The organism is Brevibacillus fortis, assembly GCF_003013395.1.
GTDB classification, from domain to species: domain Bacteria; phylum Bacillota; class Bacilli; order Brevibacillales; family Brevibacillaceae; genus Brevibacillus; species Brevibacillus fortis.
Genome location: NZ_PXZM01000003.1, coordinates 102,388 through 115,716, shown reverse-complemented (window position 1 = coordinate 115,716; position 13,329 = coordinate 102,388). Strand labels below are relative to the sequence as shown.

General features: G+C 45.2%; 10 protein-coding genes. 8 read left to right on the top strand and 2 right to left on the bottom strand.

Annotated elements, in window-relative coordinates; all coding sequences use genetic code 11:
- Positions 1-3: 3 nt before the first annotated feature.
- From C7R93_RS02185 to C7R93_RS02160, 6 genes are all read left to right on the top strand, one after another.
- Complete coding sequence (locus C7R93_RS02185; protein WP_106837264.1) at positions 4-1,173, top strand: CaiB/BaiF CoA transferase family protein; 1,170 nt, start codon at positions 4-6, stop codon at positions 1,171-1,173.
- Entirely contained in the window at positions 1,170-1,940 is a 771-nt protein-coding gene (locus tag C7R93_RS02180; RefSeq protein ID WP_106837263.1) for an SDR family NAD(P)-dependent oxidoreductase, read from the top strand. The genes C7R93_RS02185 and C7R93_RS02180 overlap by 4 nt, the downstream gene beginning before the upstream one ends.
- 30 nt (positions 1,941-1,970) lie before the next feature.
- Entirely contained in the window at positions 1,971-3,149 is a 1,179-nt protein-coding gene (locus C7R93_RS02175; protein WP_106837262.1) for a lipid-transfer protein, read from the top strand.
- A 28-nt stretch (positions 3,150-3,177) separates the two neighbouring features.
- The gene (locus C7R93_RS02170) at positions 3,178-4,869 is read left to right on the top strand and encodes a long-chain-fatty-acid--CoA ligase (protein WP_106837261.1); all 1,692 of its coding nucleotides are present in this window, start codon (positions 3,178-3,180) and stop codon (positions 4,867-4,869) included.
- A 290-nt stretch (positions 4,870-5,159) separates the two neighbouring features.
- A complete protein-coding gene (locus C7R93_RS02165; RefSeq protein ID WP_106837260.1) occupies positions 5,160-6,638 on the top strand; it encodes an Lsa family ABC-F type ribosomal protection protein in 1,479 nt (492 codons plus the stop codon).
- A gap of 162 nt (positions 6,639-6,800) precedes the next feature.
- Positions 6,801-7,379: a dihydrofolate reductase family protein gene (locus tag C7R93_RS02160; RefSeq protein ID WP_106837259.1), complete on the top strand. Its 579-nt coding sequence runs from the start codon at positions 6,801-6,803 to the stop codon at positions 7,377-7,379.
- 63 nt (positions 7,380-7,442) lie between these two features.
- On the opposite strand, the gene C7R93_RS02155 is transcribed toward C7R93_RS02160, so the two are convergent.
- Positions 7,443-8,408: a DHH family phosphoesterase gene (locus C7R93_RS02155; RefSeq protein WP_106837258.1), complete on the bottom strand. Its 966-nt coding sequence runs from the start codon at positions 8,406-8,408 to the stop codon at positions 7,443-7,445.
- Positions 8,409-8,494: 86 nt separating this feature from the next.
- Entirely contained in the window at positions 8,495-10,507 is a 2,013-nt protein-coding gene (locus C7R93_RS02150; RefSeq protein ID WP_106837257.1) for a sigma-54 interaction domain-containing protein, read from the bottom strand.
- Between the two features lie 249 nt (positions 10,508-10,756).
- On the opposite strand from C7R93_RS02150, the gene C7R93_RS02145 reads away from it, so the two are divergent.
- The gene (locus C7R93_RS02145) at positions 10,757-12,367 is read left to right on the top strand and encodes a glutathione ABC transporter substrate-binding protein (RefSeq protein WP_244191442.1); all 1,611 of its coding nucleotides are present in this window, start codon (positions 10,757-10,759) and stop codon (positions 12,365-12,367) included.
- A 29-nt stretch (positions 12,368-12,396) separates the two neighbouring features.
- Positions 12,397-13,317 carry a nickel ABC transporter permease gene (gene nikB / locus C7R93_RS02140; RefSeq protein WP_106837255.1) on the top strand — a complete coding sequence of 307 codons (921 nt, stop codon included), beginning with the start codon at positions 12,397-12,399 and terminating at the stop codon, positions 13,315-13,317.
- Positions 13,318-13,329 lie beyond the last annotated feature (12 nt).

Here is a 13,329-nt window from a genome sequence, read left to right as displayed (position 1 = left end):
CATGTGGGGATTTTAACGGGGTTAAAAATATTGGATTTCTCCACGCTCCTGCCAGGACCCTTTGCTACCATGATGCTTGCGGATATGGGAGCAGATGTACTGAAAGTCGAATCACCGCATCGCGAGGATATGGTAAAGCATCTTCCTCCGATGGATGGCGAGGTGTCTGCAACATTTGCCCATCTCCATCGTTCAAAGCGATCGTTAGCCCTTGATTTGAAAACAGAGGAAGCCAAAGAGGTCGTATATCAGCTGGTGAAAGAGTATGATATCGTGATCGAGCAATTTCGACCAGGTGTGATGGATAGAATGGGCATTGGTTATGAAAAACTGAAGGAGATAAATCCAAGAATCATTTACTGCTCGATCTCAGGCTATGGACAGACAGGACCGTATCGGGATCGGGCCGGTCATGATATTAACTATTTATCGTTAGCAGGTGTTGCTGGCTATTCATCCAGGAAAAAGGAAGCTCCGGTTCCAGTTGGGATACAGGTAGCGGATTTGGCAGGGGGATCGATGTCGGCCGTTATCGGAATTTTAGCTGCAGTTTATCACCGCGAACGAACAGGAGAAGGTCAGTATATCGATATAAGCATTACAGATGTAGTTTTTACATTGAATGCTGTGTATGGCCCAGGTTATCTAATTGGAGAGATTGAGCCAGAGCCTGAATCCTTGCTATTAAATGGCGGTTATATTTACGACTATTATGAAACAAAGGATCAGCGATATTTTTCCGTCGGCAGTTTGGAACCGCAATTCCAAGCAAGATTATGCGAGCGCATCGGTGATGATCGTTTACGAAGTCTGGGCAGTAGTCGACGGATAGAAGATCAGCGCGCTTTCAAGACGAGACTTACGGAAAAATTTAAACAGAAAGATTTTGCGGAGTGGGTAACGATTTTTGGCGGTGATTTTGACGGCTGTGTAGAGCCAGTTCTAAAATTTTCAGAAGCGGTCGAGCATCCACACATAAAAGCAAGAGAACTTCTTGTCACTATTACGAAAGCAGAAGGAGGCACACAGCAGCAGATCGCCTTTCCCATCAAGTTTTCCACGCAACCAGCTGCGTACCGATTTACAGGTGTGCAAACAGGGACGCATACAGAAGAGGTTTTCAAAGAGATTGGCTTTGATCCAAGGAAAGATAGAGGAGATGAACGAGAATGAATCTACACGATAAAGTAGCGATTGTAACAGGAGGGGCTTCAGGGTTAGGTTTGGCGACAGTGACGAGGCTGGTCGAGAAGGGCGCGAAGGTGGTTATTTTTGATGTCAATGAAGCAAAAGCAAAGGAAGCAGTCGACCAATTAGGCGAGAATGTCCGCTATGCACTAGTGAATGTAGCCGATGATGAATCGGTACAACAAGGGATCAACCAAGCGATCAAAGCTTTTGGTGCGATACACATAAGTGTGAATTGTGCAGGTGTCGGAACCGCAGGGAAAACAATTGGAAAAAAGGGGGTACTGCCTTTAGAGGCATTCACGAAAGTTGTCGGCATTAATTTGGTAGGGACCTTTAATGTATTGAGGCTGGCGGCGAATGAGATGAAAAATAATGAGCCACTCACCGACTCAGGAGAAAGAGGTGTGATTATTAACACGGCTTCTGTCGCTGCCTTTGATGGGCAAATGGGGCAAGCTGCATACGGGGCAAGCAAAGCAGGAGTAGCAGGGATGACCTTGCCAGTTGCACGTGACTTGGCTGAGTTCGGGATTCGTGTCAACACGATTGCACCTGGTTTGTTCCTGACACCCATGGCTGATTCTTTGCCCGAAAATGTAATGACAAAGCTCGCGGAAAGTGTTGAATTTCCAAAACGATTGGGACGCCCGTCAGAATATGCAGAGCTGGCAACATTCATCATGGAGCATGAGTATATAAACGGCGAAGTCATTCGTTTAGACGGCGGCATTCGGATGTCACCACGGTAAAAACAATCAATTAAACAGGAGGTTAGCGATATGACGAACCAAGCAAATGTGATAGGTGTAAACATGGTGAAATTTGAGAAGCCAGGTAAACATGAACCTTATGAAGTCATGGCCGCAAAAGCAATTACGGGGGCCTTAGCTGATGCTGGTATTACGCTGGCAGAAGTCGAGCAAGCCTATGCGAGCTACGTATATGGCGATAGTACATGTGGGCAAACTGCTCTCTACCAGGTAGGAATGACAGGTATTCCGATGATCAACGTCAACAATAATTGCTCATCCGGGTCTAGTGCCCTTTACATGGCACGACAAGCAGTGGAAAACGGTGCTTGCGAATGCGTCCTAGCGTTTGGCTTTGAAGAGATGCAGCCGGGAGCGTTAGGCGAGCATTGGACAGACCGGACCTCTCCCTTTCAGTGGATATACAATCGGTTTGATGAATTAAACCGTGAATTGCCTGATGGGCCTGTTGCCTTAAAGGTTTTTGCAGCAGCTGGTTCAGAATATCTCGAAAAATACGGAGCGCATCCTGAAATTTTCGGGAAAGTGGCCGTTAAATCGAGGCAACACGCAGTCCATAATCCTTATTCCTTGTTCACGAAAGAGCTCCATTTAGACGAAGTGATGAATTCGCCTGTCGTATATCCTGGTTTAACCCGCTTGATGGCGTGTCCACCTACATGTGGAGCAGCAGCAGTCATCGTGTGCAGCGACAGCTTTGCCAAAAAGCATCAGATTCATAAGACTGTGAAAATTATTGCTCAATCGATGACGACGGATAAACATAATAGCACCTCGAACAATCTGCATTTAGTCGGCAGTGACATGACAGCACGGGCAGCCGCACAAGTGTATGAAAAAGCTGGACTCGGCCCAGAGGATGTCGACGTTGTAGAGCTGCATGACTGCTTTACCCCCAATGAAGTCATTACGTACGAAGGACTGGCGCTCTGCGGTGAAGGGGAAGCAGAGAAGCTAATTCATGAGGGGAACAATACGTATGGCGGGAAATACGTGGTCAATCCTTCCGGTGGACTCATGTCAAAAGGGCATCCTCTTGGCGCTACAGGATTGGCTCAATGCACAGAATTGGTTTGGCATCTGAGAGGGGAGGCAGGAAATCGTCAGGTAGAAGGGGCGAGGATTGCCCTTCAGCACAATCTTGGCTTGGGCGGTGCATGTGTTGTCACGATGTATAGCAAAGGTTGAAAACTAGGGATAGAGGGGGAATTTGTTCATGAGAATGGTAAAAGGATGCCCATCTACTTCGATGGATGACTATCAATTGAACACGACAACTTTGATACGTCATGCAGTGCGAAATTTTCCAGATCAAGAACTTCTCTATCGCAGTAATCATCAGCTTTTTCGTTATACGTACAAGGATGCCTACAAGCGCATGATGAGGATTGCCAATTTTCTTGAAAATAAACTTGAAGTCCAACCAGGTGATAAAATCGGCGTGCTCGATTGGAATTCCGAGCGACATTTCGAATTATACTTCGCCATTCCTGGGATCGGGGCTACACTTTTGCAAATGAATTTGCGTATTTCTCCAGATGATCTAGCCTATGTGACCAATCATAGCGAAGCGAAATACATTTTTGTTGATGAGTCATTGTTGTCTGTGGCCGAAGCAATAGCTCCAAATCTGCAAACCGTTAAAGGCTTTATCATCATGTCAGATAAGCCGATGTCGGAAATAAAAACAACGCTAGCGCCTATCTATCCCTTTGAAGAAATGATCAAGGATGAACCAGCCGAATATGACTGGCCAATTATCGAAGAGACGACAGCTTACAGCGCTTGCTATACATCCGGAACTACGGGCAGACCAAAAGGCGTCTATTATTCCCACCGCAACATGTATCTTCACACCATGGCGGGAGCGGCTTACTTTGGCGTTGATAGCCATGACTGCTTACTGGTGATTGTACCGATGTTCCATGGTCAATCATGGGGACTCGTGCACGTTGCTGTCATGATGGGGGCAAAAATCATTTTCCCAGGACGTTTTATGGCAGAAAACACTGCACCACTCGTAGATTTGATGATCGCGGAAAACGTCACGATTACAGGAGGGTCACCGGCGATTTTTCTTTCGATGCTGCAATATATCCGGACCCTTGAAAGGAAGCCTGATCTTAGCCGTGCAAGGTTTTTATCTGGTGCATCAGAGCCACCCGTATCCTTAATGAGGGGCTTTAAAGAGCTGACAGGGGCCGAAATTATTCATGCATACGGCGCGACGGAAACGACACCATTGGTCGCCATTAACTACCAGATTAATCCCACTCTGCGAAACAAATTGACGGTGGAAGAAACGTGGGATTTAAGAAGGAAACAGGGACTGCCGATTACGGGCGTTGATTTTACCTTATTTGATCCAGATACAGGTCAAGAAGTCCCACGTGATGGCAAATCAGTCGGTGAAATATGCATAAGAGGACCATGGATCACGGGTGCTTACCACCTTACACCGGAAGATGAAAGCGGTTTCCGAAATGGTTACTGGCGAAGCGGTGATGCAGGGACCATCGACCAGAATGGATATGTAAAAATTGTTGATAGAATCAAGGATGTCATCAAGAGTGGGGGCGAATGGATTTCCTCCATCGATATGGAGAATGCGTTAATGGGCCATCCTGAGGTTCTTGAGGCAGTAGTTGTCGGAATCCCGCATGCCAAATGGCAGGAACGTCCACTTGCTCTCGTTCGCATGAAAGACTGCAAAGTAATTCCAAGAGAAGAGTTTGATCATCTCTTGTACGAACATTTTACCAAGTGGCAGCTTCCGGATCAGATTCTGTTTGTTGAAGAAATCCCCAAAACGAGTGTGGGTAAGTTTAATAAGAAAGAAATTGTGAAACAGTATAAAAATCTCTATCTTGGAATGGAGTCTGAGGGAGTCGTGTCGTCGGAATTATAAAAAGGGAAACTTGTTGAAACTAAAAATTGGATATGATACAATGCTGGTAAATTAATGACGGGAGCTGAAAGGTATAATGGATTCTTTTCTTGCCTAAAAAATAAAACAAAAAAGCGAAATCCTTCGCATGTTTTATTCTTTATACGCAAGAAAGTTACATTATCTTTTCACTCAATCAATATATCCATGTCTAACTCTTGTTTGAGTTGGATTTGCTGTATTTATTTGAGCTACAAGAGAGGGTAACTTTCTTGTAGCTTTTCTAATTTTTAATACAGGGGGATAATTGTATGTCACTAATTAATGTGAATAACCTGACGTTTGCCTATGAAGGCAGCTTCGATAACATTTTTGAAAATGTGAGCTTCCAAATCGATACGGATTGGAAATTGGGGTTTACGGGAAGAAACGGGAGAGGGAAGACCACCTTTCTCAACCTGTTACTTGGTAAATATGAGTACAGTGGAAAGATTACGGCTCATGTCAGTTTTGAGTACTTTCCGTTCCAGGTCGAGAACAAGGAAAATCAAACGCTTGATATCATTCAAGACATGGTGCCAGACTATCAGCTATGGGAATTAATGCGGGAGCTCTCCCTCTTACAGGTTTCAGAGGATGTCCTGTACCGTCCTTTTGAAACTTTGTCAAATGGGGAGCAAACGAAAGTGATGTTAGCCGCCTTATTTCTAAAGGAAAACAGTTTTTTGTTAATTGATGAACCAACCAATCACCTCGACATGCATGCACGAGAGCTCGTCAGTGATTATCTTCATTCGAAAAGCGGTTATATTCTGGTGTCTCACGACCGGGCATTTCTAGACAACTGTGTCGATCACATCCTTTCCATCAACAGGACGAATATAGAGGTTCAAAAAGGGAATTTCTCTGATTGGTGGGAAAATAAACAGCGACAGGATAACTATGAACTCGCTGAGAATGAGAAGCTCAAAAAAGACATTAAACGCTTGTCGGACGCAGCCAAACGTACAAGCAACTGGTCGGATGCTGTGGAAAAGACGAAAAACGGGACATTAAATTCTGGTCTCAAAGTAGACAAAGGGTATATTGGTCATAAGGCTGCGAAAATGATGCAACGCTCCAAGTCGATTGAGAAACGACAGCAATCCGCGATTGATGACAAATCGAAGCTCCTGAAAAACATTGAAAACCAGGATAGCCTAAAGATTGCACAGCTTGCTTATCATAAGAACCAAATGGCTGAACTAGAAAAGGTTTCGATTCATTATGGAGAGAAGCTAGTTTGCTCAGATATCAACTTTACGATCGAGCAAGGAGAGCGTATTGCGCTGGCAGGCAAGAACGGTTCAGGCAAATCAAGCATTCTCAAGCTCATTTGCGGGGAGGACATCGATCATACGGGCACCTTCCGTAAGGGGAGTCAATTGAAAATCTCGTATGTTTCTCAAGATACTTCCCATCTAAAGGGCAATCTGACTGACTTTGCGCGAGACAGCGGGATCGATGAAAGCCTGTTTAAATCGATTTTGCGCAAGCTGGATTTTTCCCGCGTGCAATTCGAGAAGGACATTTCTGCTTTTAGTGGCGGACAGAAGAAGAAAGTACTGATTGCGAAAAGTCTTTGCGAGAAAGTCCATCTTCATATTTGGGATGAGCCGCTTAATTTTATCGATGTCATTTCTCGCATGCAAATAGAAGAATTGTTGCTCGAACACTCGCCAACGATTCTATTTGTGGAGCATGACAGGGAATTTTGCAATAACATCGCTACAAAGATCGTTGAACTGTAATAGGACAAAAAGTGTCTAAAAGAAAGAGGGTGGGGAAAACCGTTTCGTTTTCCTCACCTTCTTTTTAGTCGGAAGGGAAATTTGAGCAATCGAGAAGAAATACTGAGTAGTGAAATGTGGTAATTTTTAGTTAATACTATATGGAAGAATGGTGGAGATTCGATGGGGAAAATAATTACAAACGTAAGCAGCACATTGAATGGTATCTTTACTGGGCCGACAGGAGAAGAAGACAATATGGTAAGCTGGGCGTTGCCTGGCATCATGGATGCGACAGATGATGGTCTTGTGTTCTTCCAGAAGGCTGACGCAATCTTGATGGGGCGGGTCACCTATGAAGGTTTTGCAAGCTATTGGCCGTTCCAAGAGGGAGAGTGGGCTGATGCTATGAATAAGACTCAAAAGTTTGTAGCAACCAATAATAGTGAGCTTACAGAAGTTCACTGGGGGGACTATGATGGTACCGTTAGACTCCTTAATGATGATGTCATGTCGAAAATAAAGGAGCTAAAAGAACAAATCAAGGGTGATATCATTGTTCCTGCAAGCGCGGGTCTTGTTCAAGGTTTGATAAATGCTGGTTTGCTTGATGAACTCCGAATCATTATTCATCCAGTCTTAATGGGCAGCGGCAAACATTACTTTGACAACATCCATACACGTCACGACATGAAGTTGATAGAAACGAAGCTTTACGAAAAAAGCGGCTCAATGCTAATGCGCTATGAAATCGTAAAATAATGGATAACAAAAAAAGCCCAATTTCTCAATTTTAAACGGGAAATTGGGCTTTTTCATATTGAGCTAATTCGTTCGTAAAGCAGGGTATACAAAGGCTTTTACCGTAACGCCCGTAAAGGAACATCCAGAAGCCTTTGGATGACCGCCGCCCCCGTAATGCTGGGCGATCATAGACAGATCCACGTCTTCCCGAATGGTTCGAAAGCTGATTCTGCCTTTCCCGGGATCGAGCATTGCGACGAAATCAATCATTTCCGCATTTTTACATAAGAAATTGCCTGTCGTGGAGTGATATTGTTCAAGGAAAACTACGCCGACCTGATACGTTTTTGGCTCGTCTAAATCGATTTCTACGGGAATCAGCTTCATTTGCTTCAGCTTTTTTTGTTCAAATTCATCGATTCGTTTTTCCTCTGTATAGATGAGAATCGATTCTACTTCGTTAAATACGAACTGATCCGTATCGGCACCCTCACCACGCAAGCGTTCCAACACATTTTGAACAAACGTTTCTCGTTCGACCATATAAAATAATATGTTCAGTTGATTGGCTTGAACAGTACCGGTTGCATCCCAGTCCCACGTATCAAAAGAACGAACCAGCTCCACATAGTCAGCGAGTACCCCAGTAGAAGTCAGATATCCTTGGCTTAGCAGGTAATCATAATAAAGGCTCGTTGCCGAGGTCTTTTTCCCAGCTTCTTCTGTGATAACGTTTGCCCATTCGTACTTGGAAGCCAATGGCAAGGCGGTTGGGTGATGATCGATCAAGACAAACGCATGTCCCTGATCGACCTTTTTCTGAATGAGCAACGCGACCTCGTCATTGACACTTACATCGGTAATCACGACATACATTTCGCGGGAAAGCTCTTCTTCAATAAACTTTTGTACTTCTTGATTGACTGTGTAAGGAGTCACTCCACGAGAATCGACTTCTTGATTGGAAAAAGCAATCTGACTAAGGATCGCACATGATACGCCATCCAAGTCTTTGTCACTGAAATGAATGATTTTTTGATGATTCATTAGGCATCTCCTTACTAAATGAGTCCGAATTTCGTATTTCACTACCATGAATCATTTTTCCCATGACGGCAATCGATAGACCACTTTTATTTCAAAAACCTCAATCCAGCATCGGTTAACCTCGTCCCAAAAGGTCCTCGGCTCTTCACAATATATCCTCGCGATTCCAGCACATCCAATCGGCTGCGAATCTGCTGCTCGCTCAATGGCTTTGCCCAATCCGTGCTCATTTCGGTTATTTTCCGTCGATTTGGCCTTTCACCACGTTCTGCTATGGTTTGAATACTTCGCAAGATGAGCAGCAGCTCGTCTTCTTCATCAGGAATGACCGGATCTTCGGTAGGTGAATCATCACTTTTTAGAAAGCTGCTTTCCCACGGCATATCCTCGATTTGGATGGTATTCTCGTCACATACAGCCAGCATGTAATCGATGGTGTTCTTTAACTCCCGCACATTTCCATACCACGGTAGGGATGTGAGCTTCTCGATGACTTCCGGCTTGACAGTTACCTGTGGGTGCTGGCTTTGCCGGATAAAATGCCGAACAAGAAGAGGGATGTCATCCGTTCGAGTCCGCAGGGAGGGGAGATCAACAAAGAGAACACGTAGTCGATGGTACAAATCTTCCCGAAAAGTCCCTTTTTCGATCATTTGCAGCAAATTTTTGTTAGTGGCGGCAATGATCCGTACGTCGATAGGAATGATTTTGCTTCCCCCGATGCGTATAATCTCCTTTTCCTGCAGGACGCGAAGAAGTCGTGCTTGTAGTTTCAGGCTACTGTCTCCGATCTCATCCAAAAAGATCGTGCCGCCGTTCGCCTGCTCGAACAAGCCAACTTTTCCGCCTTTTTTAGCCCCTCTGAATGCACCGTCATCATACCCGAACAGCTCGCTTTCCATCAAATCCTCAGAAATGGCGCTGAAATTGATGGCGAGATACGGTCTCTTGTCTCGTAGAGAAGCATTGTGAATCGCACTCGCAAAAAGCTCCTTGCCTGTTCCGCTTTCCCCTTGGATTAGCAGGGTGAGGTCGGTTTTGGCCAGCTTTCTTGCCGTTTCTTTTGTGCGCGTGAGGGTTGAGCTTTCCCCAATCATATCGTCAAACGTGTATTTTGCCACAAAGCCTTTCTTTTTCAATTCGGAGCGTAGTGATCTTTCCAACTCGATCGTCTGTCGCGCATTCTTAAACGTAGCAACGAGTGATTGGTCATCGTTTAATGGGAAGCGGTGAACAATCACTTCAACCTGACCGAACGTAAACCAGCGATCCTCTTCCTGTGAACGTGCAAATAAAAAGTCGATGAGCTCAGGATGATCGATGGCATCGTCAATTTGTCTGCCGATAACACGCTTGGCAGAGACACCAAGCAGAAGACCGAGTTCCTCATTGAAGACCGTTATCTTGCCATCTTGCGTAATCGTCAAGATCCCGTCGTTGACGCCATCCAGCACATCATTCAAGTGCTTGTTCAAATCCGTAGCGATCTGGTTGGCATCCGCCAGCCGCTTGCTCAATTGAATGATCTTGCGCAAATAGCGCTGAGAGATAACATCTCCTGGTCCGTTGAGTTGGAAATGGTCGAGTATTTGATGTATCGTCGAGATGTCCATCAGACGTGGACCGATGCTAACTGCCTCTTGAACATGGTCAGGGATTAGCTCGAACGCCCCTGGTGTCACCGCGAGATCAATTTTTTCTACATGTGGAATACCGGGGTAATAGGGGATGTACTGAATGTGATCAATCCCCAGCTTTTTCAGTGATTCAATGGACTCCAAGCATGTTTCTAATGAGTCATTGACATAGTAAGCTTTGGTCCCGGCTGGCAAGTATAAGAGTTTGTCGATGTTTTCGTAATTGATGATCCTTTTGGCGATGATGAGTTTGCAATTTGTGCCAAGGCATGCCCTTATTTTTTGTTCTTCTAATACGAGCGGGTGGGAGAGGACGACCAATTGATTATGAAGAGATGTGGGAAGTTCCTCCTCAACAGAATAACTGCTCATCCGCACATATCCGTCCATAATCTCTTGGAGCTGATTGACAAGTGCAGTTCGGGTGTCCTTGCTGCCAGCCAGTAATACGAATTCGTTCATCATGCCTTCCTCGCTTTTGGTTATTTGGGTATGTTTGGGTAAAATAGCCGCAATAAATAACCGAATATTCTTTATCTTAAACCAAATAGCTTTTCAGTGCACGAATAATTAATCGGGAAAACCAGCAAATATCAAGGGTTCAGTACAAGGAAGCAGCATAGACAGCTGCCTATTTTTTTTGGCATAGATCATGCTAATTAACTCCGTAGTTTCACATCATTGCTAGAAAGGGGAGCGATTTACGTGCAGATGAGAAAAAGAGTGAGATTACTCACAGTCAGCTTTTTGGTGGCAACTGCTATGCTAGCTGGCTGTACGAGCAATTCTGGTCAAACCCCGCCAACAAACGGACCAGCACCAGAACACGCCGAGCAACAAGAAGTACCAGTAAAAGCAGAATTAAACGCGGAATTAACAGTGGCCCTCGAAGCTGAGGCCACCTCACTTGATCCTTGGAATTCCACGGATAGCAACACGCTACACATTTTGTCCACGATGTTCGAAGGACTGCTTACCCGGAATGAAAACGGAGAGGTTGTCCCTGTTCTTGCAACCGATTACCAATTAAACGCTGATGCAACAACACTTACTTTTCACTTGCGAAAAGGAATTCTTTTTCATGACGGCACAGTCTTTGATGCTAATGTAGTGAAAAAGAATCTCGATTATGTGCGTAACAAGGAGAATGGCATGGCGCGAGCGAGCTTCTTTGGATTTATCAAGGAGGTTACAGTAGTAGACCCGTACACGATAACTGTCACGGCGAATGTACCCAATTCTGCGATGGTTGCCTATATGGCACATCCTTCTGCCAGCTTCAAATCGCAGAAAGAATTGCAAAAAAAGATCGATGATCCGAAATACAATATGGACCGCAATCCAGTAGGTACTGGTCCCTACCAATTCCACGAATGGAAGAACGGGCAGTTTGTGAAGGTTGCTGCTTTTGATGATTACTGGGATAAAGAGAAACCGGCAAAGCTAGCAGCGATTCTGTTTAAGCCTGTGATGGAGGCGAGTACGAGGGTCAATATGCTAAAAGCTGGCGAAGTAGACATCGTGACAAGTTTGCCGACACTGGATGCACGAATGATAGGGGAAGACGCGAATCTAGATGTTTACTCTGGTCCATCGCTCAACATGATTTATGTCGGTATGAATACAAAGCTGGATAAGTACAAGGACAAGCGTGTGCGTCAGGCGATGAACTACGCGATAAACAAAGAACAGTTGATCAGTCAGGTTGCAGACGGGTATGGCACAGCTGCCGACTCTCCGCTTTCGCCATTGGTAAAAGGCTACGCGAAACAGCAAAGCTATCTATACAACGCTGACAAAGCGAAACAACTGTTGACGGAGGCTGGTTATCCAGATGGTTTCGCAGCTACGTTGTGGACGCGCAATTCAACGGAATTCGTCGCGATTGCTGAAAATATCAAGATGCAGCTGCAAGCTGTAGGGATCAAAGTAGAGGTGCAAGCTTACGAGAGCGGCACGCTGTTTGAAATGCTGGACGCCGGAGAGGGCACTGATTTGTATATCGGGCGATGGGGGGCGGGTACTGCTGAAGCGGATTGGGGAATGAGACCAAACTTTGCCTCTGACAGAATTCCACCGAACTATAATAACTCTGGCTTTTATCAGAATCAACAAGTCGATCAGCTGTTAAATGAAGCATTAAAAGCAACGGACAACAGCATGGCACAGCAAAAATACGCCGAAGCACAAAAAGTCATCATGGATGAGGCCCCCTGGATATTCCTGTATGTCCCGGATGTGGTGATCGCAAAACGGAAAAATGTTGTGGATGTGGGGGTTACCCTTGATACAGTTCGTCTCCATGCTGCTTACAAACAATAAGCTAGTTTTACAAAAAGAAGGTGTAGGAAATGGCTAGATATATTATCGGTCGCGTATTGGGTATGATTCCCATTTTAATGATCATCTCGATCCTATCTTTTTTGTTCGTACATCTTACCCCTGGTGATCCGATCCGCATTATGTATGGTGCCGAAATGGATATGGCCACCTATGAGAAAGTAAAAGAGAGCCTGGGCTTTCATGATCCACTCTATGTGCAGTACGGGCGGTATCTTCAGCAAATTTTGACGGGAGATTTCGGTGTTTCTTACAAATCGAAGACCAATGTTTCTGACGAGATTGGTAAGCGGTTCTTATACACGCTTGGATTAACGTTTGCTGCCATGTTCTGGGCTCTCATCATAGGTCTGGTTGTTGGGATATATTCTGCGGCGAAGCGCAAGTCGATTTGGGACCGTCTAGGGATTATTTCAACCACGACCATCATTAGCATTCCGGAGTTTTGGTTCGGACTCATACTCATGCAAATTTTTGCTGTGCAGTTAGGCTGGTTTCCGACGAGTGGCAGCGGAACCTTTGTCCACCTCCTGCTTCCGTCGATAACACTCGGATTCGGTGTATCTGCGATCATTGCCCGCTTTACACGTTCTAGCGTCCTTGAAGTATTGCAGGAAGATTTCGTACGTACAGCCAAGGCAAAAGGGCAGCGGGAATCAGTCATTATTTGGACGCATGTATTGCGAAATGCGCTAATTGCCGTGATTACGATGACCGGGCTGCAATTTGGCTTTTTGCTCGGAGGAGCAGTTGTCGTTGAGCAAGTTTTTGCATGGCCGGGGCTGGGATCGTACTTGATTGATTCGGTTCTCGCTCGCGATTATCCGGCCATGCAAGCGCTCATTCTGCTCTTTTCTGTCCAGTTTCTCATCGTCAATCTTCTTGTAGATATCAGCTACAGTCTCGTGAATCCACAAATCCGCTATGAATAACGAAGAGGAGCA

What these genes read in the sequence shown, in the direction of transcription:
- C7R93_RS02165 (WP_106837260.1), top strand. Translation starts at nt 5,160, where the DNA reads ATGTCACTAATTAATGTGAATAACCTGACGTTTGCCTATGAAGGCAGC.
- C7R93_RS02160 (WP_106837259.1), top strand. Translation starts at nt 6,801, where the DNA reads ATGGGGAAAATAATTACAAACGTAAGCAGCACATTGAATGGTATCTTT.
- C7R93_RS02175 (WP_106837262.1), top strand. Translation starts at nt 1,971, where the DNA reads ATGACGAACCAAGCAAATGTGATAGGTGTAAACATGGTGAAATTTGAG.
- C7R93_RS02180 (WP_106837263.1), top strand. Translation starts at nt 1,170, where the DNA reads ATGAATCTACACGATAAAGTAGCGATTGTAACAGGAGGGGCTTCAGGG.
- C7R93_RS02170 (WP_106837261.1), top strand. Translation starts at nt 3,178, where the DNA reads ATGAGAATGGTAAAAGGATGCCCATCTACTTCGATGGATGACTATCAA.
- C7R93_RS02145 (WP_244191442.1), top strand. Translation starts at nt 10,757, where the DNA reads ATGAGAAAAAGAGTGAGATTACTCACAGTCAGCTTTTTGGTGGCAACT.
- C7R93_RS02150 (WP_106837257.1), bottom strand. Translation starts at nt 10,507, where the DNA reads ATGAACGAATTCGTATTACTGGCTGGCAGCAAGGACACCCGAACTGCA.
- C7R93_RS02155 (WP_106837258.1), bottom strand. Translation starts at nt 8,408, where the DNA reads ATGAATCATCAAAAAATCATTCATTTCAGTGACAAAGACTTGGATGGC.
- nikB (WP_106837255.1), top strand. Translation starts at nt 12,397, where the DNA reads ATGGCTAGATATATTATCGGTCGCGTATTGGGTATGATTCCCATTTTA.